The 22,357-nt window shown below is 72.1% G+C and carries 24 protein-coding genes and 1 riboswitch; of the genes, 12 read left to right on the top strand and 12 right to left on the bottom strand.

All coding sequences use genetic code 11. From position 1 onward, the window contains the following. Positions 1-42: 42 nt before the first annotated feature. From JO379_RS20140 to thrC, 3 genes are all read right to left on the bottom strand, one after another. Entirely contained in the window at positions 43-249 is a 207-nt protein-coding gene (locus JO379_RS20140) for a cold-shock protein (protein WP_003967346.1), read from the bottom strand. Positions 250-687: 438 nt separating this feature from the next. Then, positions 688-963, bottom strand: coding sequence for a MoaD/ThiS family protein (locus tag JO379_RS20135; protein WP_130879353.1), 276 nt, complete (start codon positions 961-963; stop codon positions 688-690). 92 nt (positions 964-1,055) lie between these two features. Next, positions 1,056-2,336 carry a threonine synthase gene (gene thrC / locus JO379_RS20130; RefSeq protein ID WP_209516193.1) on the bottom strand — a complete coding sequence of 427 codons (1,281 nt, stop codon included), beginning with the start codon at positions 2,334-2,336 and terminating at the stop codon, positions 1,056-1,058. 16 nt (positions 2,337-2,352) lie between these two features. Continuing rightward, positions 2,353-2,493, bottom strand: a riboswitch (SAM riboswitch). Between the two features lie 164 nt (positions 2,494-2,657). On the opposite strand from thrC, the gene JO379_RS20125 reads away from it, so the two are divergent. Further along, complete coding sequence (locus JO379_RS20125; RefSeq protein ID WP_209516190.1) at positions 2,658-3,605, top strand: glucosyl-3-phosphoglycerate synthase; 948 nt, start codon at positions 2,658-2,660, stop codon at positions 3,603-3,605. A gap of 52 nt (positions 3,606-3,657) precedes the next feature. Next, positions 3,658-5,130, top strand: coding sequence for an alpha,alpha-trehalose-phosphate synthase (UDP-forming) (locus JO379_RS20120; protein ID WP_209516187.1), 1,473 nt, complete (start codon positions 3,658-3,660; stop codon positions 5,128-5,130). Positions 5,131-5,467: 337 nt separating this feature from the next. Here JO379_RS20120 and otsB read toward each other — a convergent pair whose 3' ends face one another. The 3 genes from otsB to JO379_RS20105 all read right to left on the bottom strand — a co-directional run bounded on the left by otsB (position 5,468) and on the right by JO379_RS20105 (position 8,097). Then, entirely contained in the window at positions 5,468-6,331 is an 864-nt protein-coding gene (gene otsB / locus JO379_RS20115) for a trehalose-phosphatase (protein WP_130879349.1), read from the bottom strand. Between the two features lie 196 nt (positions 6,332-6,527). Beyond that, a complete protein-coding gene (locus tag JO379_RS20110; RefSeq protein WP_130879348.1) occupies positions 6,528-6,809 on the bottom strand; it encodes a DUF3263 domain-containing protein in 282 nt (93 codons plus the stop codon). A 10-nt stretch (positions 6,810-6,819) separates the two neighbouring features. Further along, on the bottom strand, positions 6,820-8,097 hold the full coding sequence (locus JO379_RS20105) for an extracellular solute-binding protein (RefSeq protein ID WP_130879347.1): 1,278 nt from the start codon (positions 8,095-8,097) through the stop codon (positions 6,820-6,822). Positions 8,098-8,281: 184 nt separating this feature from the next. Here JO379_RS20105 and JO379_RS20100 point away from each other — a divergent pair, with 184 nt between their 5' ends. The 5 genes from JO379_RS20100 (at position 8,282) to JO379_RS20080 (ending at position 13,917) form a co-directional block, all read left to right on the top strand. Then, on the top strand, positions 8,282-9,214 hold the full coding sequence (locus JO379_RS20100; RefSeq protein ID WP_209516184.1) for an SIS domain-containing protein: 933 nt from the start codon (positions 8,282-8,284) through the stop codon (positions 9,212-9,214). 414 nt (positions 9,215-9,628) lie between these two features. Further along, positions 9,629-10,639 (top strand): ROK family protein, encoded by a 1,011-nt coding sequence (locus tag JO379_RS20095; protein WP_209516181.1) that lies wholly within the window; start codon positions 9,629-9,631, stop codon positions 10,637-10,639. After that, positions 10,639-11,793 carry an N-acetylglucosamine-6-phosphate deacetylase gene (nagA, locus tag JO379_RS20090; protein ID WP_209516179.1) on the top strand — a complete coding sequence of 385 codons (1,155 nt, stop codon included), beginning with the start codon at positions 10,639-10,641 and terminating at the stop codon, positions 11,791-11,793. Before JO379_RS20095 ends, nagA begins: the two co-directional genes overlap by 1 nt. A 183-nt stretch (positions 11,794-11,976) precedes the next feature. Then, positions 11,977-12,897, top strand: a complete 921-nt coding sequence (locus JO379_RS20085) for a 1-phosphofructokinase family hexose kinase (protein ID WP_209516176.1) — start codon at positions 11,977-11,979, stop codon at positions 12,895-12,897. A gap of 168 nt (positions 12,898-13,065) precedes the next feature. Continuing rightward, entirely contained in the window at positions 13,066-13,917 is an 852-nt protein-coding gene (locus JO379_RS20080; protein WP_209516174.1) for a class II fructose-bisphosphate aldolase, read from the top strand. A 36-nt stretch (positions 13,918-13,953) separates the two neighbouring features. Here JO379_RS20080 and JO379_RS20075 read toward each other — a convergent pair whose 3' ends face one another. Next, the gene (locus JO379_RS20075; protein WP_209516172.1) at positions 13,954-14,889 is read right to left on the bottom strand and encodes a carbohydrate-binding protein; all 936 of its coding nucleotides are present in this window, start codon (positions 14,887-14,889) and stop codon (positions 13,954-13,956) included. A 200-nt stretch (positions 14,890-15,089) separates the two neighbouring features. Continuing rightward, positions 15,090-16,805: a diguanylate cyclase CdgB gene (gene cdgB / locus JO379_RS20070; RefSeq protein WP_130879340.1), complete on the bottom strand. Its 1,716-nt coding sequence runs from the start codon at positions 16,803-16,805 to the stop codon at positions 15,090-15,092. Between the two features lie 279 nt (positions 16,806-17,084). Here cdgB and JO379_RS20065 point away from each other — a divergent pair, with 279 nt between their 5' ends. Next, positions 17,085-17,648 (top strand): flavin reductase family protein, encoded by a 564-nt coding sequence (locus tag JO379_RS20065; protein WP_242626198.1) that lies wholly within the window; start codon positions 17,085-17,087, stop codon positions 17,646-17,648. A gap of 80 nt (positions 17,649-17,728) precedes the next feature. On the opposite strand, the gene arfB is transcribed toward JO379_RS20065, so the two are convergent. Further along, positions 17,729-18,157, bottom strand: a complete 429-nt coding sequence (gene arfB, locus JO379_RS20060) for an alternative ribosome rescue aminoacyl-tRNA hydrolase ArfB (protein WP_130879338.1) — start codon at positions 18,155-18,157, stop codon at positions 17,729-17,731. A gap of 210 nt (positions 18,158-18,367) precedes the next feature. On the opposite strand from arfB, the gene JO379_RS20055 reads away from it, so the two are divergent. After that, positions 18,368-18,943, top strand: a complete 576-nt coding sequence (locus tag JO379_RS20055) for a TerD family protein (protein WP_130879337.1) — start codon at positions 18,368-18,370, stop codon at positions 18,941-18,943. A gap of 335 nt (positions 18,944-19,278) precedes the next feature. Beyond that, entirely contained in the window at positions 19,279-19,485 is a 207-nt protein-coding gene (locus tag JO379_RS20050) for a hypothetical protein (RefSeq protein WP_165451584.1), read from the top strand. 12 nt (positions 19,486-19,497) lie between these two features. Here the strand turns inward: JO379_RS20050 and JO379_RS20045 are convergent, their stop codons facing one another. Beyond that, entirely contained in the window at positions 19,498-19,806 is a 309-nt protein-coding gene (locus tag JO379_RS20045; protein ID WP_130879335.1) for a hypothetical protein, read from the bottom strand. A 142-nt stretch (positions 19,807-19,948) separates the two neighbouring features. Then, a complete protein-coding gene (locus tag JO379_RS20040) occupies positions 19,949-20,224 on the bottom strand; it encodes a type II toxin-antitoxin system Phd/YefM family antitoxin (protein WP_130879334.1) in 276 nt (91 codons plus the stop codon). A 197-nt stretch (positions 20,225-20,421) separates the two neighbouring features. On the opposite strand from JO379_RS20040, the gene JO379_RS20035 reads away from it, so the two are divergent. Further along, the gene (locus JO379_RS20035) at positions 20,422-21,327 is read left to right on the top strand and encodes a hypothetical protein (RefSeq protein WP_130879333.1); all 906 of its coding nucleotides are present in this window, start codon (positions 20,422-20,424) and stop codon (positions 21,325-21,327) included. 114 nt (positions 21,328-21,441) lie between these two features. Then, on the top strand, positions 21,442-21,627 hold the full coding sequence (locus JO379_RS20030; RefSeq protein ID WP_130879332.1) for an antitoxin: 186 nt from the start codon (positions 21,442-21,444) through the stop codon (positions 21,625-21,627). 118 nt (positions 21,628-21,745) lie between these two features. Here the strand turns inward: JO379_RS20030 and JO379_RS20025 are convergent, their stop codons facing one another. Continuing rightward, the gene (locus JO379_RS20025; protein ID WP_130880238.1) at positions 21,746-22,294 is read right to left on the bottom strand and encodes a GlcG/HbpS family heme-binding protein; all 549 of its coding nucleotides are present in this window, start codon (positions 22,292-22,294) and stop codon (positions 21,746-21,748) included. Positions 22,295-22,357: the final 63 nt, after the last annotated feature.

The following is a 22,357-nucleotide window of genomic DNA, read 5'->3' as shown; positions in this document are numbered from 1 at the left end:
CTTCGGCGAGCCGATTGAGCCTAGGTGGTCGATGCGCCGAGATCAGCCGACCGCCAGCTTGACCATGTCCGCCTGCGGACCCTTCTGACCCTGCGAGATCTCGAACTCGACTCGCTGCCCCTCCTCGAGGGTGCGGTAGCCGTCCATCTGAATCGCGCTGTAGTGGACGAAAACATCCGCACCACCGTCGACCGCGATGAAGCCGTACCCCTTCTCCGCGTTGAACCACTTGACGGTGCCCTGAGCCATGCCTAACTCCCCTATTACTGGCCCTTGCGCAGGACCGCACTTCGCGGACCCGGGTCAGACCTCACCCCCCGGCAGTCCCCTGATCTTCGACATGGGGAACCCCGGAAGATGTGCGCCGGAACGCGTCGACCGCGGCTGAATGTATCTGCACGGATGCCGTCTGCAACAGGTCACTCGGACGAGAATTCCGGGCGCGGCCGATTGGCGATAAGCGGTGAATTCCGGGGATTCCCGGGCAAGTCGGGCCGGACATAACGCAACCAACCCGACAATTCGTGCACACGCTCGGCACGCAACTTGACGGGTTCTCATATGCGTACGGCACTGACGCAGGAGGGGGAACGCCCCAACTGTATCGCGGTTCAACAGACGGAATCGCCCCGTCCGTTTTCCGGCCGGGGCGATTCACGGGACTTCCGCAGGAAACCTTCGAAAGGGTCAGCCGCCGGCGACCGCAGGAATGATCGAGACACCGGCGCCGTCGGGCGTCACCGCATTCAGGCCGCCTTCGAAGCGCACGTCGTCGTCATTGACGTACACATTCACGAAGCGGCGCAGCTTGCCGCTCTCGTCCAGCACGCGGGCGGCGATGCCGGGGTGGTTCTTCTCCAGGTCGGCGATCACCTCGGCGAGGGTCCCGCCCTCGGCGGGGACCTCCGCCCGGCCGCCGGTGTAGGTGCGCAGGATGGTGGGGATGCGAACGTTGATGCTCATGCGAATGCGCCTTCCGGCTAGAGAGACGTGAGGGGCCGGCACCGGCCGTCGAGGTGCCGGGGGCAGGGGCCTGAGGGGCAGGGGCGGCAGGCTCAGTTGCCGGCCAGGCCCGCCGCACGGAACGCGTCGAGGCTCGGGCGGATGGTCGCGGAGGGACCGGTGGTCGGGGCCACGGCGTCCAGCGTCTTCAGCCCGTCGCCCGTGTTGAGCACGACCGTCGTCAGGGACGGATCCAGCACTCCCGCTTCGATCAGCTTCTTCGTGACGCCGACCGTCACCCCGCCCGCGGTCTCCGCGAAGATCCCCTCCGTACGGGCCAGCAGCTTGATCGCGTCGACGATCTGCGCGTCGGTGACATCCTCCACCGCACCGCCCGTCCGCCGCGCGATGTCGAGCACGTACGGCCCGTCGGCCGGGTTGCCGATCGCGAGGGACTTCGCGATCGTGTCCGGCTTCACCGGCCGCACCACGTCGTGGCCGTCCTTGAAGGCGCGCGAGACCGGCGAGCAGCCCTCGGCCTGGGCGCCGAAGATCTTGTACGGCCGGTCCTCGACCAGACCGAGCGCGATCAGCTCCTTGAGCCCCTTGTCGATCTTCGTGAGCTGCGAGCCGGACGCGATGGGGACGACGATCTGGTCCGGCAGCCGCCAGCCGAGCTGCTCGCAGATCTCGTACGCGAGGGTCTTGGAACCCTCCCCGTAGTACGGGCGCAGATTGACGTTGACGAAGCCCCAGCCCTCGCCGAGCGGATCGCCGATCAGCTCGGAGCAGAAGCGGTTCACGTCGTCGTAGGTGCCCTCGATGCCGACGAGGTCGCCGCCGTAGACGGCGGCCATGACGACCTTGCCCGCCTCCAGGTCGTGCGGGATGAACACGCAGGACGCAAGGCCCGCGCGGGCGGCCGCGGCGCCGACCGCGCCCGCCAGGTTGCCCGTGGAGGAGCAGGAGAGGGTGGTGAAGCCGAAGGCGCGGGCGGCCTCGACGGCGATGGCGACGACGCGGTCCTTGAAGGAGTGCGTGGGGTTGCCTGAGTCGTCCTTGACGTACAGACCGCCGCTCACGCCCAGCTCGCGGGCGAGGTTGTCGGCCTTGACGAGCTTGGTGAAGCCGGGGTTGAGGCTCGGCTTGTCCGCGACGTCGGCGGGGACGGGCAGCAGCGGGGCGTAGCGCCAGATGTTCTCCGGACCGGCCTCGATGCGGCGGCGCAGCGCCTCGGGGTCGCCGGTGGGCAGCTCGTAGGCGACTTCGAGCGGTCCGAAGCAGACGGCGCAGGCGAAGATCGGTCCGAGGTCGAAGCGCTCACCGCACTCGCGGCACGAGAGGCCGACGGCGGGTCCGAGAGCGACAGTGGTGGCGACGGTGTGCACAGCCATGAGGCGAGGCCCTTTCTCCTCATCTTCCCCGCGGCGAACGTCGCCACGGGACGGAATTGGCACCTTCCCCACCGGGAGCCTCGCGGTGTACGCAAGACCGGCGGGAGGGTTGCCGGGGCTTCAACGGGCCGTATCCCTCTGCCCCTCTGGATGAGCGGTATGGCACTGGGCACAGCCCAGGCGTTTGTTCGCGCGACGACCCCGACATGCGATGGCCGTCCGCGTTGTTCAAGACTGTAACGGAAGGCATGGGCGCCGGAACCAGGCGTCCGTACCGCGAGATGGGTCACATCCCCCGAGCCCGCTGAAGGAGTCGTACACGTGCTGGAAGAGGTGGAGCGCTGGCTGGCCCGGCGGTCCTGGTCCGCCGCAGACCGTCCGCTCGACCGGATTCTCGCCGCCAAGCGCGGCGCCGGCACCACCGTCAGTGTCGTCCTGCCGGCGCTGAACGAGGAGGCGACGGTCGGCGCGATCGTGGCGACGATCCGCCGGGAGCTGATGACCGAGGCGGTGCCGCTGGTGGATGAACTGGTGGTGCTGGACTCCGGTTCCACCGACCGCACGGCGGTGGTCGCGGCCGCGGCCGGGGCGCGGGTCGTGCACCGGGACGAGGTGCTGCCGCGGCTGCCCGCGCTGCCCGGCAAGGGCGAGGTGCTGTGGCGGTCGCTGCTGGTGACCGAGGGCGATGTCGTCTGCTTCGTCGACGCCGATCTGCGGGACTTCTCGGCCGACTTCGTCTCCGGCATCGTCGGGCCGCTGCTGACCGAGCCGGACGTGCACTTCGTCAAGGCGATGTACGACCGCCCGCTCGGCGAGGCCGTCGGCCAGGGCGGCCGGGTGACCGAGCTGGTGGCCCGTCCGCTGCTGAATCTGCACTGGCCGCAGCTGGCCGGTTTCGTCCAGCCGCTGGGCGGTGAGTACGCGGCCCGCCGCTCGCTGCTGGAGCGGCTGCCGTTCCCCGTCGGCTACGGCGTCGAGCTCGGGCTGCTGGTGGACGCGCTGCACACGGTGGGCCTCGACGCGCTGGCCCAGGTCGACGTGGGGGTGCGCAAGCACCGGCACCAGGACGGCCGGGCGCTGGGCCGGATGGCCGCCGCGATCTACCGGACCGCGCACCTCCGACTGGCTCGCGGCCATCTGGTGCGTCCGTCGCTGACCCAGTTCGAGCGCACCCCGGAGGGCTTCGTTCCGCGGACGTACGCGGTGGACACCGAGGAGCGGCCGCCGATGGCCGGGATACCCGAGTACGCACAGAGGCACGCCGCGTAACCGTCCCTCGTGCGTACGTTTGAGTGCTTCCCGCACTGGCAAGGCTGGCGACATGGTCGCTGAGCACGCCGCCCCGATTCTCGTCGCCTCCAACCGCGGACCCGTCTCCTACAAGCGACGCGAGGACGGCTCGCTCGCGGCGGGCCGGGGCGGGGGCGGGCTGGTGTCGGGGCTGAGTGCGATCGGCACCGGCTCCGGGGCCCTGTGGGTGTGCTCCGCCCTCGGCGACGGCGACCGTGAGGCCGTCCGGCGTACCGGCGGCAGGCTGGATCCGGCCGACACCGGCGGGATGAGCGTGCGGATGCTCGACATCGCCCCCGAGATCTTCACCGCGGCGTACAACGGCATCGCCAATTCCGTGCTGTGGTTCGTCCACCACCTGCTGTACCAGACCCCCCTGGAGCCGGATTTCGACGCGGACTTCCGCGCCCAGTGGGCGGCCTACGAGGCGTACAACGCCGCCTTCGCGGATGCCCTCGCCGAGGAGGCCGCTCCGGGTGCCGTGGTCCTCGTCCAGGACTACCACCTGACCCTGGTACCGGGCCTGCTCCGCGAGCGGCGCCCGGACCTGCGCGTCGGTCACTTCTCGCACACTCCCTGGGCCCCGCCGGACTACTTCCGGATGCTGCCGGACGACGTGGCCGGGCAGGTGCTGCGCGGCGTGCTGGGCAGCGACCGCGCCGCCTTCCTCACCCGCCGCTGGGCCGAGGCGTTCGCCGCGTGCTGCGCGGACGTGCTGGGCGCGGAGGTCGTGCGCGAGGGTGGCGGGGCCGACGGGACCGACGGCGCGCTGTCGGTGCTCTTCGAGGGCCGGACGACCCGGCTCGGTGTGCACGGGCTCGGCGCCGACGCCGACTTCCTGCGCGAGCGGGCGCACCGCGCGGACGTCGAGGAGCGGATGGCCGCGCTGCGCGAGCAGATCGGCCCGGACCGCAAGGCGATCGTCCGCGTCGACCGCACCGAGCTGTCCAAGAACATCGTGCGCGGTCTGCGTGCCTACCGCAGGCTGCTGGAGGACCGGCCGCAGTGGCGGGGCAAGGTGGTGCACATCGCCTTCGCCTACCCCTCACGGCAGGACCTGGCGGTCTACCGCGACTACACGGCCGCGGTGGAGCGGGTCGCCCAGGAGATCAACTCCGCCTTCGGCACGGAGGATTGGCTGCCGGTCGTCCTGCACGTCAAGGACGACTTCGCCCGCTCGCTCGCCGCCTACCGCCTCGCCGACGTGGCCCTGGTCAACCCCATCCGCGACGGGATGAACCTCGTCGCCAAGGAGGTGCCCGTCGTCTCCGACCGCGGCTGCGCGCTGGTGCTGTCCCGGGAGGCCGGGGCGTTCGCGGAGCTGGGCGAGGACGCGATCACCGTCAATCCTTTCGACGTGGAGGCCACGGCCCGGGCGTTGCACGAGGCCCTGCTCATGGAGCCCGCCGAGCGCGCGGAGCGCACCAAGCGGCTGGCCTCGGCGGCGACGGCGCTGCCGCCCGCGCGCTGGTTCCTGGACCAGCTGCGAGCTCTGGAGGTGTAACGGGGGCACAGCGGAGGCGCGGCGGCGTACGCCGGAGCACACGCTCCGCGCGGGGGACCGGCCGGACGACGCGGCGCGCTTCCGCACCCCGGCGGGAAGGGTAACGGAAGTGGGTATGGCTCCGGCATGCCGATCGCCCACCGCTGGGCCGCACTTGTGCTGACCACCGCCGCTCTCGCCGCCACGGCCACCGGCCCCGCGCACGCCCTCTCGTCGGCTATAGGCAGCTCACCCGCCCGGCACCCCCACGGCCTGCCCCTGCGCCTCTGACGACCCGAGGCATCTGCGGCACTCGATCACCCACAAGCGGCACCGGCGGTGAGCCGGTCCGGTGGGCTCAGGAGGCCCGGCCGTCCAGGCGGTCCGCGAGGGCGCCGAGCAGCTCCACGACACCGCTCGGGCCGTCGACGACGAGGTCCGCGCGCTCGGCGAGCTCGGCGACCTCCGAGCTGCCGCTGCACACGAGCGTCCCCGGCAGCCCCTCGGAGCGGAGCTTCTCGACCGCCGCGAAGGCCGCGAGGTCACCGAGGTCGTCACCCGCGTAGAGCACGGCGGACGCGTCGACCTCCCGGAGGTACTCGGCGAGGGCGACGCCCTTGTCCATGCCCGGCGGGCGCAGCTCCAGGACCATCCGGCCCGGCTCGAGGATCAGCCCGTGCCGCTCCGCGAGCTCTTCGAGCGGCCCGCGCAGCGCGTCGAAGGCGGCCTGCGGGTCGGGGGCACGGCGGGTGTGGACGGCGATCGCGCGGCCGCCCTTGTTCTCGATGTGCGCGGTCTCGACCCAGGTGCCCCGCCAGCCACCGGACCGGTCCAGCACGCCGGGCAGCTCCGCCTGCACGGCAGCGACGCCCGGGTGCGGCGCGGGGGCGTGCACGGTCCCGGTGACCGCGTCCCAGCGCTCGGCGCCGTAGTGGCCCAGCACGACGAGACGCTCCAGACCGGGCACCCCGGCGAAGCCGCCGTAGCGGACCGCGACCCCGGCCGGGCGGCCGGTGACCACGGCGACGGAGCCGAGGACGGGAGCGAGCCGGGCGAGGGCGGGCACGGCACCGGGGTGGGCGCGGGCCTGCTCGGGGTCCGGCACGATGTCGGCGAGCGTGCCGTCGAAGTCGAGCGCGACGACCGCGCGGCCGGGCCGCGCCAGCAGCGCGGCCAGTCCGTCGCGGCCGGCGGGCGTCACGGGATCGGGAAGGGGACCCATACGACCGACCCTATCGGTGCGACCGCCGCGGGGTGGTCAGTTGTACGGTCCCGGGGGGCCCGGAGGCCGACCCCGCCAGGGCCGGTCCGGCGGATCTTCGTGGATCAGCGAGCCCGGTCGCACTCGGGCGGCTTCTCCCCACGCCGCGAGCGCGCGTACCGGGCGTCGGGAGCCCACACGAATCGCCGGACAGGCCCTAACGCCGCCCCCGGCGGGCGTCCCGGACGCGGCGCAGCCGGTTGACGGTGACGGGGTCGTGGGCGAGGGCCCGCGGGTCGTCGAGGAGGGCGTTGAGGAGCTGGTAGTAGCGGGTGGGGGTGATCCCCAGCTGCTCCCGCACGGCCCGCTCCTTCGCGCCGGGGCCGGGCCAGGTCCGTCGCTCCAGCGCGAGCAGGGCGCGGTCCCGGTCGGAGAGCCCGGCGGCTTCCGGCGCGGGCTCCGGACCGTCGTCCGGGGTCGGCTCCTCCGGCGGGCTCACGTGCTCCAACCTAACGACCCGCGTTCTCCGTCGCCATGGCCTCGCGCTGGATCTCGCCGAGCACCGCGGCCGGGTCGCCGCCCTTCTGCACGGTCGAGCCGATCTTCTCCTTGATCGACTTGCTGACCTTCGCCCAGGACGTCTTGTCCGCCGGGTAGAACTCGGCGTTCGGCAGCTCCTTCAGGAACGGCCGGAGCTGCTTGTGCTCCTCGTCCTTGGCCATCGCCGCGGACGCGGGCGTGGTCACCGGCAGCAGGTCGTACTGGCTGGTGAAGTCCAGCACGTTCTCCTTGCTGTAGACGAAGTCGAGGAAGGCACCGATCTGATCGCGGTGGCCGTTCTGCTTGAAGCCCATCATCCAGTCGGCGACGCCCATGGTCGCCCTGGCCTTGCCGCTCACGCCGGGCAGCGGAACCATCGTGTACTTGATGCCCTTGGCATCGGCCTGCTGCATCAGCGTCGGGTGGCCGTTGAGCATGCCCACCTCGCCGCGCGTGAACGCGTCGAAGACTTCCTGCCGGTTGGTGCGGGCGGGATCGCCGCTGCCGGTGAGGCCCTTGCCGACGAGCTCGTCGCGCAGCCACTCGAACGTCTTGATGTTCTCGGGCGAATCGATGGTGTACACACCGATGTTGTTGGTGTAGCTGCCGCCGCCGCTGAGCATCCACATCATGGTCTCGGCCGGTGCCTCCTCCGGGCCGAGCGGCAGCCCGTAGGGCATCTTCACGCCGGAGGCCTGGAGCTTCTTCGCGGCGGCCTGGAGCTCGGACCAGCTCTCGGGGGCCTTCGCGATGCCGGCCTTGTCGAAGAGCTTCTGGTTGCAGAAGAGCAGGCGCGTGCTGGAGACGAACGGCAGGCCGTACTGCACCCGGTGCACCTCGCCCGCCTTGGCGATCGAGGATATGAAGTCGGCCTGGGTGGGGATGGAGAGCAGCTGCTCGGCGCTGTAGAGCTTGCCGACCGCGGCGAAGTCGGCGTACGCGCCGATCTGGGCCAGGTCGGGGGCCTTGCCGGCCGCGACCAGGTCGGCGACCTTCTTGTCGACCTCGGTCCAGCTGTAGACGCTGACGTCGACCTTGATGCCCTTGTTCTTGGACTCGAACTCGCGGGCCAGGGAATCCCAGTACTTCTTGGAGCTGTTGGTCGGCTTGTCGCCGTAGTCCGCCGCGATCAGCCGGATCTTCTTGTCACCGCCGGTCGCTTCGCTACCGCATGCCGTCAGTGCGGGCGCCAACGCCGCCGTGGCGGCACCTGCCGCCGTCAGACCCAAGAAACGCCGCCGCTGCACTACTGCTTCCCACCCTTGAGGTTGGTGATTTGTCCGCTGGAGACCGTGAGTCTCTCCCGCTCGCCACCTTACGGTCTACCCGACCGGCATCTCGCTTCGGTATCGCCCTTCCCCCCATGTCACAGGGGGTGCTATCCACGGTGCTGACCGTTACCCGCACACACCTCGCAAGGAGCACCCGCGCATGGAACAGTCCGCTCGCAGTACCTCCCGCACCGCCGTGGAGATCGCCACCCAGCCCGACTGCTGGCGCCGCGCGGCCGGGGCCGCGGCCGGGGCGCCGGGACTGCCGCTGCCCGGCGAGCGGGTGGCCGTCACGGGCTGCGGCACGTCCTGGTTCATGGCCCAGGCCTACGCGGCGCTGCGGGAGGCCGCCGGGCAGGGCGAGACGGACGCCTTCGCGTCGTCGGAATTCCCCGCGGCCCGCGCCTACGACCGGGTCGTGGCGATCACCCGCTCCGGCACCACGACCGAGGTGCTGGCCCTGTTGACCGCGCTGCGCGGCCGGACGCCGACGCTGGCGCTGACCGCCGACCCGAAGACGCCCGTGATGGAGGCGGCGGACACGGTGGCGGTGCTGGACTGGGCGGACGAGGAGTCCGTCGTCCAGACGCGCTTCGCGACGACGGCCCTGGCGTACCTGCGCTCCGGCCTCCAGACGCACGGCCCGCTGCCGGCCGGGGTGCGCACGGTCGCCGAGGCGGCGGCGGACGCGGAGACGGCCGTCGCCGAGCCGCTGCCGCCGGCGGTGCTCGCAGCGGAGCAGTGGACATTCCTGGGGCGCGGCTGGGCGTACGGGCTGGCGCAGGAGGCGGCCCTGAAGATGCGGGAGGCGGCGTGCGCCTGGACGGAGGCGTACCCGGCGATGGAGTACCGCCACGGCCCGGTCGCGATCACGGCCCCGGGCCGGGTGGCGTGGATCTTCGGCCCCCGCCCGGAGGGCCTGGCGGCCGACATCACCGCGACGGGCGGCACGCTGATAGCGGACGGCTCCCGACTGGACCCGATGGCGGACCTGATCCGCGCGCAACGCCTGGCGGTAGCGGTGGCCGAGTCCAAGAACCACAACCCGGACGACCCCCGAAACCTCACGCGCAGCGTGATCCTTCCGTCCTGACCCCCAGGGGCGGAGGCGCCGCAGGCCCACCGGCGTGAGGGCCCGGGACGCGCAGGTGGGTCGCGGGGCGTAAAGCGAATGCCTTGGGCGGCGGGCATGACCGTCCACTGACGTGATGGCGTGCCGGGTAACCAGCCCCTCCCCCCAGGGGCGGAGGCGCCGCAGGCCCACCGGCGTGAGGGCTCGGGACGCGCAGGTGGGTCGCGGGGCGTAAAGCGAAGCGGCCCCGGGACCCACCGGAGCGGCACGGGCCCGCCCCCAACCAACCCGCGGCGGCGCCGACGGCCCGAACCCCACCAGCCCGCCGCAGGCGAACCCGCACCCGGCAACGAACAAGAGCCACGACACGCAGGGGCAGCAGCCTGCCCACGAGTGGACTAGACCTTTCACACGCAATCGCGCGAGACTGTTCCCGTGAGACACGTCATCGCGCTCGATGTAGGCGGCACCGGCATGAAGGCCGCCCTGGTCGGACCGGACCACGAGCTTCTGTACGAGGCCAGGCGGCCCACCGGTCGTGACCGGGGGCCGGACGCCGTCGTCGCCGGGATCCTCGACTTCGCCGCCGAGCTGCGCGCCCTCGGGTCGGAGCGGTACGGGCGGCAGGCCGAGGCGGCGGGGGTCGCCGTGCCGGGGATCGTCGACGACGCGAACGGCATCGCCGTCTACGCCGCGAACCTCGGCTGGCGCGACGTCCCACTACGCGACCGCTTGAGCGAGCGCCTCGGCCACGTACCGGTCGCCCTCGGCCATGACGTACGGACCGGCGGTCTCGCCGAGGGCCGGATCGGGGCCGGGCGGGGTGCCGACCGGTTCCTGTTCGTGCCGCTCGGCACGGGCATCGCCGGGGCGATCGGCATGGACGGGCGGATCGAGGCCGGGGCCCACGGCTACGCGGGCGAGATCGGGCACATCGTCGTCCGGCCCGGCGGTCCGGTCTGCGGGTGCGGCGGGCGCGGGTGTCTGGAGACCATCGCCTCCGCCTCGGCCGTCAGCCGCGCCTGGGCCGAGGCGTCCGGCGACGCGGACGCCGACGCCGCGGACTGCGCGCGGGCCGTCGCGGCCGGGGACGCCACCGCCCGCGCGGTGTGGCAGGAGGCGGTCGACGCGCTCGCCGACGGCCTCGTCACCGGCCTCACCCTGCTGGATCCCCGTACGTTGATCATCGGTGGCGGGCTCGCGGAGGCGGGGGAAACCTTGTTCACACCGCTGCGCGCGGCCGTCGCCGAGCGGATCACGTTCCAGAGGCTTCCCGGCATCGTCCCCGCGGCGCTCGGGGACACCGCCGGGTGCCTGGGCGCCGGCCTGCTCGCCTGGGACCTGCTCACCGCCGAAGCAGCCGGAACGGCCGCGAGGACCCCCGCGCCCCGCCCCACCCCGTCCCCCGAAACCCCGTCCCCCGAAACCACGGAGGTATCCGCCTGATGGTCGAACGAACGGTTCTCACCGGCGCCCGCGTGGTGCTGCCGACCGGCGTGGTCGACAACGGCCGCGTCACGGTCGAGGGTCGGCGCATCGTGAACGACGTGGCGCGGGAGGAGCCGTCCGTCGATCTCACCGGTCACTGGATCGTCCCCGGCTTCGTGGACGTCCACGTGCACGGCGGCGGCGGCGCGTCGTTCTCCGCCGGCAGCGCCGAGGAGGCGCTCACCGCCATCGCGACGCACCGCGCGCACGGCACGACGACCATGGTCGCCTCGACCGTCACCGGGGACCTGGACGACCTCGCCCGGCAGGCGGCCGTCCTGGCCGAGCTGACCGAGCAGGGCGACCTGGCGGGCATCCACTTCGAGGGCCCGTTCATCTCCCCGCACCGCTGCGGCGCGCACCAGCCGGGGCTGCTGCGCGACCCCGACCCGGCGGACGTGCGCAAGCTGGTCGACGCCGCGCACGGCGCGGCCCGCATGATGACGCTGGCGCCGGAGCTGCCCGGCGGCCTGGACTCCGTGCGGATGCTCGCCGACAGCGGCGTCATCGCGGCGGTGGGGCACACCGACTCCACGTACGAGGCCGCGCTGGAGGCCATCGACGCGGGCGCGACGGTCGCCACCCACCTCTTCAACGCCATGCCGGGGCTGCTGCACCGCGAACCCGGCCCGATCGCCGCGCTGCTGGAGGACGAGCGGGTCACCGTCGAGCTGATCAACGACGGCACGCATCTGCACCCCGCCGTGCTGGAGCTGGCCTTCGCCCGGGCGGGCGCGGACCGGGTCGCGTTCATCACCGACGCGATGGGCGCCGCCGGCATGACCGACGGCATGTTCCCGCTCGGGCCGATGCGGGTCGAGGTCAAGGACGGTGTCGCGCGGATCGCCGACGGGCCCACGGCGGGCTCGATCGCGGGGTCGACGCTCACGCTGGACACGGCGTTCAAGCGCGCGGTGACCGTCGACGGACTGCCCGTCGAGGACGTCGTGCGGGCGCTGTCGGTGAACCCGGCCCGGCTGCTGGGCCTCGCCGACCGGGTCGGCTCGCTGGAGCCCGGCAAGGACGCGGACCTGGTCGTGCTGAACGGTTCGTACGACCTGGTCGGCGTCATGCGCAAGGGCGAATGGCTGATCCATCCCGAAGTGAAGTAATTTGCACCGCCCTTGAGCGGTGGCGGAACAGCGGCGGCGGGTCCCCAGGTCTGGGCCTGCCGTCGCTGTTTTGGCATGATCGCTCGCGCCGGGCGTCCACGAACCCCCGGTACGGACAGCAGGGTTGCCGTCACACGGTCCCGCACGACGTTCCCGTACGACGGCCCCGGGAGGGAGACGCCGGTGATCCTCACCGTCACGCTCAACGCCGCGCTCGATCTGACCTACCGCGTCCCACGGCTGCGTCCGCACACCTCGCACCGCGTCACCCACGCCGCGGAACGCCCGGGCGGCAAGGGGATCAACGTCGCCCGGGTGCTGGCCGCGCTGGGTCACGACACCGTCGTGACGGGCTTCGCGGGCGGCGCGACGGGCGACGTCCTGCGGCGGCACCTCGCGGACGGCTCGGCGAGGATCACCGACGCCCTCGTCACGCTCGCCGGCGACACCCGCCGCACGGTCGGCATCGTCGACGAGTCCACCGGCGACTCGACGCAGCTCAACGAGCCGGGACCGGACGTCGCTCCCGAGGAGTGGGCCGCGTTCGGCGATGCCTACGGCCGGCTGCTGCGCGACGCCCGGGCCGTCGCGCTGTGCGGGAGCCTGCCGCCGGGCGTGCCGGTGGGGGCGTACGCGCAGCTCGTACGGGCCGCGCGGGCGGCCGGGGTGCCCGTGCTGCTGGACACCGGCGGGGAGCCGCTGCGCCGCGGCATCGCCGCCCGGCCGGACGTGGTCAAGCCCAACGCCGCGGAACTCGCCGCGCTCACCGGCTCCACCGAGCCGCTGCGCGCGGCGCACGACGCCCGCCGGCGCGGCGCCCACGCCGTCGCCGCGTCCCTCGGCCCGGACGGGCTGCTGGCGCTCACCCCGGACGGCGCCTGGCGTGCCGCGCCGCCCCGCCGGCTGACGGGCAATCCGACGGGCGCCGGCGACTCCGCCGTCGCGGGCCTGCTGTCCGGCTGGGCCGAGGGCCTGTCCTGGCCGGACCGCATCGCCCGCGCGGTGGCCCTCTCGGCCGCGACCGTACGGGCCACCGCGGCGGGCGAGTTCGACCGCGCGACGTACGAGGGCCTGCTGCCGCAGGTGAAGGTCACCCCGGCGTGACGGCACGGGCGGCACAGGCGGCACGGCGGGCCGGGGCCGGGCGGGCGCGGCCGCCCGCCACCATGGGCCCGCGGCGCGGCACCACCCGGCGGACGCCGCCGGCACCGGACCGGCCCCGCCGCCGCGCGGGGTCACGAGGGCCGTTACGGCCGGAGGGTTGAGGCAGCCATGCCACTCGTCAGCACCGCCGAACTCGTCACCGCAGCCCGCGCCGCCGCCCGCGCGGTCGCCGCCTTCAACGTCATCACCGTGGAGCACGCCGAGGCCATCGCGGCGGGCGCCGAGGCCGCGGGCACGGGCGCGGTGCTGCAAGTCTCCGAGAACGCGGTGAGGTTCCACGGCGGCGACCTCGCGCCCATCGCCGCCGCCACGGCCGCCGTCGCCCGCGCCTCGACCGCACGGCTCTCGCTCCACCTCGACCACGTCGAGGACGTGGCGCTCCTGCACGCCGCGCACGCGCACGGCTTCGGCTCGGTGATGTTCGACGCGTCCCGGCGCGGCTACGGCGAGAACGTCAAGGCGACGGCGGAGGCCGTGCGTTGGGGCCACGAGCGCGGCATGTGGGTGGAGGCGGAGCTGGGCCGGGTGGGCGGCAAGGCGGGCGAGCCACCACCGGACGCGCACACCCCGGGCGTACGCACCGACCCGGCCGAGGCGGCCGCCTACGTGGGTGACACCGGCGTCGACGCCCTCGCCGTGGCCGTCGGCAGCTCCCACGCGATGACCGAACGCACGGCGGCCCTCGACCACGCCCTGATCGCCCGGCTCCGGGACGCCGTGCCCGTGCCCCTGGTCCTGCACGGCTCGTCGGGCGTCCCGGACGCGGAACTGCGCCGCGCGGTCGCCGCCGGCATGGTGAAGATCAATGTGGGCACGGCCCTGAACACGGCGTTCACGGGCGCGGTCCGTGCCTTCCTCGAAGCCCACCCGTCCACCGTCGACCCGCGCAGGTACCTGGCACCGGCGCGGGAGGCGATGGCCCGGACGGTGGCGGGCTTCCTACGGACCGTCAGCGGCTGACAAGGCGGCCAGCCGCACGCTGACCGCCGCGAGACGTCAGCCGGTCTTGGGCGAGATCCACAGCTGGTCGAGGTGCACGTCACAGGAATTGCCGGCCTCGCAGGACAGCCTGAGGATGTTGGTGCCCTTGTTGAGCTTGACCAGGGACCAGGTGGTCTTCCACCCGTTCTCCCAGTCCTTCGTGCCACCGAAGTTCTTCATGTTGATGGCCCGGGAGTCGGCCTTGCCGTTGGCGGAGATCGTGAGGGCGGCGTCCGTGCCGGGCACGCCGTAGCGCGCGTTCAGCCGGTAGTCGCCCGCCTTCTCGACGTCGACCTTCCACTCGACACCGGCGCCCTGCTTGTTCATGCCGGCGATGTAGAGACCACCGTCGCCCTGCGCGCCCGGCACGGTCTTCTCCGTGACGGCACCGCCGCTGAGCCGCAGGCTCGCCGCGTCCTCCTTGGGCAGCTTGGCGGGCTTGCGCTTCTCCGGCTCGTCCTTCTTCGGCTCGGTGGGCTTGTCGTCCTCCGCCGGGGCCGGCTTTTCCTCGCCGCCGCCGTTCGCGGTGTTCTGCTGTTCCTTCTTCTCGTCCGAGCCGTTGGCGAAGATCGCCGCGCCGATGCCGGCCACGACGACCGCGACGACGGCCACGGCGGCGATGAGCGGCCCGCGCCGCTTGGACCGGGCGCCGCCGCGCCCGCCCGGGGCGGGGTGCTGGGGGGCGCCGCCGGGGAGGGTCTCGGGGGCGGCGTAGTGCGGCGCCGGACCGGTGCCCGGGGCCTGCTGGCCGTAGGTGACCTGCTGCTGGGGCTGCTGGCCGTACTGGCGCGAGCCGACCGGGCGGACCTGGTTGTACGACGTACGGGGGACGCCGGGCTGGTGCGCCGGCTGACCGCCGTCGGTGTTCCCGTCGCCGCCTTCCGAGCGGTACAGGTAGCCGAACGGGTCGTCGCCCTCCGGCGTGCCCTGGCCGTTATTACCCGCCGTCATCCCCTGTCACTCCCAACATGGTGTTGCCCATCGGCGCCCACCTGCGTACGCGCCTGAACCCGCGGCCGTGGAGGCCGGGGCGGCCCGGCCGGCTACCGCGGGTTCGGATGGCCAAAATTCATGATCGATTCACGGTCGGCGTCGGTGCCGCATCGGCGCAGCCTACCCCGATCGGGGGAGACCACGCCGTGGTCTGGACCTCAGCAGGCGCGCCGCCCGGCCTTGGACCGGGACCGCTTCTCGACGTACATCCGCTGGTCGGCGGAGGCGAGAACTTCCTCCGCGGACATTCCGCACGCGGCCCAGCCGATACCGAAACTGGCCCCGACGCGGACCGCCCGGCCTTCCACCCTTATGGGCGGAATGATGGCATTGCGCAGCCGGACGGCCAGATCCTCCGCATCCGCCAGCCCCAGCCCGTCGGCCAGGACGACGAACTCGTCACCCCCGAGGCGGGCCACCGTGTCGCCGTCGCGCACGCCGTTGCTCAGCCGGCGGGCGACCTCGATCAGCACGGCGTCCCCGGTGTGGTGGCCGAACCGGTCGTTGATCGACTTGAAGCCGTCGAGGTCGCAGAAGAGGACGGCCAGGCCCTTGATGCCGTCGTCGGTCTCCTCGTCGGGCGCGATGGTGTGCACATGGTGGTCGTAGCCCGCCTCCGGCCCGCCGCGGTACTCGTCGGGGGCGCTCTCGCCGCCGCGCTCCGGCGCGTAGTCCGGGCCGACGTCGGCGCCGAAGCCGTGCCCGTAGGCAGCGCTCTCGACCTCGGCGAAGCCGTCGAGACAGCCGTACGGCCCGACGGCCGCCGCCGCGTGGGTCTCGCTGCCCGCCGGGCGGTCGCAGAGCCGGCTGCCGAGGCGGGCTCTCAGCTCGGCGCTGTTGGGCAGCCCGGTCAGCGAGTCGTGGCTGGCGCGGTGGGCGAGCTGCAGCTCGTGGCGCTTGCGCTCCTCGATGTCCTCGACGTGGGTGAGCAGGAAGCGCGGCCCGTCGGCGGCGTCGGCCACCACGGAATTGCGCAGCGATACCCAGACGTAGGTGCCGTCGCGGCGGCCGAGGCGCAGCTCGGCCCGGCCGCCCTCGGCGGAGGTGCGCAGCAGGGTGCCGACGTCCTCGGGGTGCACGAGGTCGGAGAAGGAGTAGCGGCGCATCTGCGAGGCGGACCGGCCGAGCAGCCGGCACAGGGCGTCGTTGGTGCGGTGCAGCCGGCCGTGCTGGTCGCCGCCCATCTCGGCGATGGCCATGCCGCTGGGCGCGTACTCGAAGGCCTGGCGGAAGCTTTCCTCACTGGCGCGGAGCGCTTGCTGTTCGCGCTCCAGTCTGACCAGGGCGCGCTGCATGTTTGCGCGCAGACGAGCGTTACTGATCGCAATCGCGGCTTGGAAGGCGTACATCTGGAGCGCCTCGCGTCCCCAGGCGCCGGGGCGGCGGCCGTTGCGCGGTTTGTCGACCGAGATGACGCCGAGGAGCTCGCCGCCCGAGGCCCCCGCGGTGTACATCGGGGCGAAGAGGCGGTCCATGGGGTGCCACTCGTCGGCGAAGCGCGGGGCGGGTCCGGTGGTGTGCCACTGCGGGACGTCGTCGTCGTCGAGGACCCAGCCCTCGGTGTACGGGATGAAGCGCAGATCGCCCCAGTGGTCGCCCATCGCGAGCCGGCGCTCCCAGGACACCCGTGAGCCGACCCGGCCCGCCATCAGGGCCTCCGCCCCGGCGCTGCCCGCGACGGCGGCCACCACGAGGTCCCCGTCGGGGCGTACGAGATTGACGGCCGAGAGCTCGTAGCCGAGCCCGGCGATGATGCCGTCCGCCACGGTCTGCAACGTGTCCGCGAGGCTGCGCGCGGTGTTCAGATCAGCGACTACTTGATGCAACTGCCTCAAGGTCGCCAGGCGGACATACGGCTCCGACTCGGTCTCCATAGCTCGCTCTCCCCCGAGACCCCGACAGCAACTCCAGGCTTCTTGTCGTCCGCTTACCCCGGCCACTGAATCACAGCGAGCTGACCACTCGGTACACAGGGTCAACAATTACCGCCCTCTGTGACCCATGTCACAGAGGGCGATGGAGTCCTACTACTGGCGTTCGAAGGCGTTCTTATGCTTCCTGAACGCAAATACGGAACCCTCACGACCTAGGACCCCCGATCGGCCCGGACTGGTTCCCCGGTCCGATGCGGCACGCCGGACGGGACGGCTAGCGTGCGGAGTGTGTTGCAGACGACTACGCCCCTCGAGACCGCCATAGCCCATCCTGATGGGGTGAGCGCCGACGAATTCCGTGCCGCCCTCGCCCGCCTCGCCGCCGGCGTGGTGCTGGTGACCGCGCACGACCCGGAGGACGGCCCACGCGGCGAGGACGTCGGCATGACGGCGACGGCCTTCCTGTCCGTCTCCCTCGATCCGCCGCTGGTCATGGTGAGCGTTCGCAACGGCTCACGGATGGACGATCTGCTGGCGGAGCAGCCGCTGTGGGCGGTGTCCGTACTCGCCGAGAGCCAGCGGCACGTCGCGGGGCGTTTCGCCATGAAGGGGCGCATCAGCGACCGGCTGCTCTTCGAGGACATCGCCTACACCCGCGGGGAGGCCTCGGGCGCGCCGCTGGTCGGGGGCGCACTGGCGGTGCTGGAGTGCCGGACCGAGCAGCGGGTCGTGGCCGGGGACCACACGCTGGTCATCGGCCGGGTGCTGACGGCATCGGCCCCGACGTCGTCGGAAGCCGGGCCCCTGACGTACTTCCGGGGCCGGTACCGGACGCTGGCCTGAACCGGACGCCGCCCCGGGCCCGGCCGTGGCCGGAACCGGATGCCGGCCCGGACCGCCACCCCGTCCGCCCGGCGCGGCGCTCAGGACCAGTCGCGTCCGGAGCGGCCGCGCTTGGTGTCGCTCCGCTGCTTCTTGTTCCGCAGCCGCCGCTCGTTGATCCCGCGCGGGATCTTCGTCGCGCGCCGGGGCCGGGGCGGCGGCGCGGTCGCCTCGGCCAGCAGCGCGGCGAGCCGCACGGCGGCCGTCTCGCGGTTGCGCCACTGCGAGCGGTGCTCCGAGGCCCGCACGGTCACGACGCCGCCGACCAGCCGGCTCTCCAGCCGGGCCAGCGCGCGCTCCTTCCACACCGGCGGCAGCGCCTCGGTGCGGGCGAGGTCGAACCTCAGCTCGACCTGACTGTCGCTGGTATTGACGTGCTGGCCCCCCGGGCCGGAGGAGCGCGAGAAACGCCACATCAGCTCGGCCTCCGGCAGGGAGACCGAACCGCGGATGACGTGTGGACCGGACATGACACCCATGATCCCGTGCCGGAGCCGGGTGCGTCACCTCGTTTTGCGCCTGCCCTCACGACGCCCGCATCAGGAATTGGCAAAGAAAGTAAAGAGGGCTGGAACCCTTCGGTCCCCTGCTCGCGTTAACGGGGGTGACGGTAGCTTCGTGCGCGGACCTTCGTTCGTACCTCGCGAGGCCCGACGAATCGATAGAAAGGGACCTATCCCATGGCTGTAAGCCTGTCCAAGGGCGGCAACGTCTCCCTCACCAAGGAGGCCCCGGGCCTGACGGCCGTCACGGTCGGCCTCGGCTGGGACGTCCGCACCACCACCGGCACGGACTTCGACCTCGACGCGAGCGCCATCGCGGTGAACCCGACGGGCAAGGTCTACTCCGACGCCCACTTCGTGTTCTTCAATAACAAGTCCACCCCGGACCAGACCATCGTGCACACCGGTGACAACACCACCGGCGTGGGCGAGGGCGACGACGAGCAGATCAACGTCAACCTGGCGGGCCTGCCGGCCGACGTCGAGAAGATCGTCTTCCCGGTCTCCATCTACGACGCCGAGTCCCGCAGCCAGAACTTCGGCCAGGTGCGCAACGCCTACATCCGCATCCTCAACCAGGCCGGCGGCGCCGAGGTGGCCCGCTACGACCTGAGCGAGGACGCGGCCACCGAGACCGCCATGGTCTTCGGCGAGCTGTACCGCAACGGCGCGGAGTGGAAGTTCCGCGCGGTCGGCCAGGGCTACGCCTCGGGCCTCGCGGGCATCGCGTCGGACTTCGGCGTCAACGTCTGAGACCGCCGTAGCGCGCGGCCGCCGAGCGGCTGAGCGCAGGGCCTGTCCGGCGGACAGGCCCTGGAGAGGGTCACCCCGCCGCGGGTGACCCTCTCTTCGTACCCTTTCGCGGCCGCGTCCCCACCGCGGCCGCCCGGGTGCGTCCATCCGGCGCATTTCCCCTATTGCCGCGCGCCGCCCGGCCCGTACCATCAGAGCCGCCGGGGGGCGTGGAACGCCCGACTGTTGATGGGTGAACGGCCACTACCGGTGTCGGCAACCGGCTGACATCATCGCTCGGGAGACGCACATGACCTGTCCCGCATGTGAATCTGCAGACATGAGGCAACTCAACAATGGAAACTGGCAGTGCGGAAACTGCGGCGCAGTCACGTCTGGATAGAGCGGCGTGGGATGCGCTGGACCCCGAGACACGGGAACGGCTGGCGGCGTTCATGTCGCCCGAGGAGTTCACGGTGACGGCCGGCAGTGCGGAGTCCGCCGAGAGCTTCCAGCGCTTCATGGACACTTTGGACCGGGCCGAGCAGCACACGATCCTCTAGCCCCGGGGGCGGCTACTGCCGCAGGACGAGCGAGAGCACCTCGGAACCGATGCGCGCGCTGTCCAGAAAACGTTCCACCACGACGGGCTCGTCCTTGAGCCGCATACGGCCGGTGATGCACTCCGCGGCCGTCGCCTTGCGGAAGACGATGACGTAGTTCCACGCCTGCTCGTCGCCGTACGAGGGCTCCTCGTCCTGACCGGACCTCAGCGCCTCGGTGAGTTTCGCCCGGTGCTCCTTCAGCAGCCCGCGGCGCCAGTAGTAGCAGGGCGGCGGCTTGCCGCCCTCGTCCTCGTCCTCCGGATCCGGTGGGATCGTCAACCCGTGCTGAATGACGTCAAACAGGCTTTCTACGAGCACTCGGCCGCAACCATAGAGATCCTCGCAGGCATTGATGCTGAGTAAGTAGGGTCGCTGCACCGCTCTTTTATAGCGCAGCGCCCCGCACGCCTCAGGCGTACTTTCAAGGCGTCAATCCCAGGTGACGGCGGGCGGTATCAGGATCCAGCAGGGTCCTGCTGCCGTCGTCATCGGGCAACGGCGCACGTCCGGCGATGCTTTGGATCGCCGCGTCGATGGTGACGTCCTCCAGTGGAGCGATCGCGGCGAGGAACTTGCCGTGCCGAGTGATGAGCGCAGGCTGACCCGATTGGCAGATCTCCTGGACCACCTGGGACGTCCGCTGCGACAGCTCACGCATCGTGACGATCCGGGCCTCACTCAAGCTGACCTTGGTCATACGTCTCTCCTCATACCTCGGGTGCGCCCGCCCCAGTGTGCCGCAACTTGTCCATCAAGATGTAGTACATCTGTGGAGCGAAGATGCTGCAAGTTGGATACCCGCCAAAGGGTGGGCGCATCCTCGAACTGCGCCAGAACACCTTCCCCGTACGGTAATTGAGCCTGTTGAACACTGCGCTGGAGAGAAGAGGCCAGGTGTCGCTGCCCCAGGGCACACCCCCTGTCACAGAGACCACGCCCGACCGCGGTACCTCCATCCGCGAGGCCGCCCGCTGGCTGACCACGGCGTTCGCCGCCGTCGGCACGGTGCTCGTGGCCGGGCTGCAGCTGGGGTCGCTGGGCGGGCTGGGCACCGAGGAGCCCTGGCGGCTGCCGCTGGCACTGGGGGCCGTGTTCGTCGCCCTCCTCGGCACCGGCTGGATGATCGTGCGAGCCGCTCATGTGCTGATCACACCCGACCTGACCTGGACCGACATCTTCGTCAACCACGAGATACCCGCGATCAGACGCCGCGGCAGGGCACAGCCGCTGCTGTCCGCCGGCCGCAGCCACCTCTCCTACGACGCGCTGCTGCAACTGCTCAAGGAGGCCAGCTCCACCGAGGCCGTGCCGTTCGAGGGCACCGCCGCCATTCGCCGGAAGCTCGAGAGCGCCCGCGCGCGGGCGGCGCACACCCCGACGGACACCGAGGCCCAGGAGCACGTCGCCGCCCTGGAACACGCCGTCACTCTCTGTCTCACCCGGGCCAACGCCTGGCAGTCCCAGCAGCTCTATCGCGCCCTGATCCGCACGCTGTTGCGCACCGGCGTCCTCACCGCGGCCTGCCTCGTCGTCTACGCCTGGGCGGCCAACCCGCCACCGGAGAAGTCACCGCAGGTCAAGCAGCCCGTACCGGTGGAGATCCATCTGCGCGCCACCGCCGACAAGCTGCCCGGCACGGAACTGGGCAAGCAGTGCCACCGTCGCACGATCACCGGCGTCGCCGTCGGCGGGCGGCTCGACGAGCCCGTCGTCGCCGTCCCCGCCACCGAGGACTGCGCGGCCGCCCGGTTCACGGTCACCCCCGAGCTGGGCGTGGCCGTCCCCCTCAGGAAACCCTGAGCCGGGGCTTCCGCACGCCGCCCGAGGGCCCCCGCGCGCCCTCCCCCGCGGATGCGGGCCGGGCCGAATGCGGAGATGCTGAGGTACGTCAGACATCCCACGAGGAGGACCACCATGTCCATGCTCGACAAGCTCAAAGGTCTGATCAAGGGGCACCCGGACCAGACACGCCAAGGCGTCGAGAAGGCCGGTGACGCCTTCGACGCGAAGACGCAGAACAAGTACCAGAGCCAGGTGGACACGGCCCAGCAGAAGCTCAACGACCAGCTGGGCAACCGGCCGACCGACGAACCGAAGTAGACGCCAGTCACCAGAGCGGGTCGATCTCGCCCGGGTAGAGCCCGATGCGGCAGTGCCGGAAGGCCGCCGCGTCGCGCTTGCCCCGCGCCGGCCCTCGTGTACCCGGCCCTTCGGCCGATCAGCCCAGTGCGGCGACGCCCGCCTGGGCGAACTTCTCGTCCAGGTCACCGCTCGGCGCCCCCGCGACCCCGATGCCCGCGACCGGCGCGCCCTGCGCCTGGACCGGGGCGCCGCCCGGCAGGAACAGCGTGCCGGGGATGTCCTTGAGGTTCGGCGCGCTCTGGAGGCGCTTGACCAGCTCCGAGGTGGGCGCGTTCCAGGACACCGCAGTGAAGCCCTTGCGCACGGCGGACTCGTACGACTGCGGGCCCGCGCCGTCGCCGCGCAGCGTGACGAGCGTGTTGCCGTTGCGGTCGACCACGGCGACCGAGACCTTCTGCCCCTCCTTCTGCGCGGCGGCGAGCGCGCCCTGCGCGGCCTTGGTGGCGGCGGCCAGCGACAGGTGCGTCGACTGGTTGAGGCTCTTGCCGACGACAGCGCGCACCGGGGTCTGCTGCCCGGCGGCGGGCGAGGCGGTCGCGGAAACGGCACCGAACGCACCGGCCGCGACGGCGGCGGCAGCCGCGGCACCGGTGAGTACGCGGGCCCGCTTGGACAGGGTGGGGATCTGCATCATGCGCTCCTCGTGAGATGAACCGTGTCTCCATCCTCGAGCCGCCACGCCCCCCGG

It is taken from the genome of Streptomyces syringium, from assembly GCF_017876625.1.
Classification (GTDB): Bacteria; Actinomycetota; Actinomycetes; order Streptomycetales; family Streptomycetaceae; genus Streptomyces; species Streptomyces syringius.
This window is presented reverse-complemented; position numbering and strand designations above follow the sequence as displayed.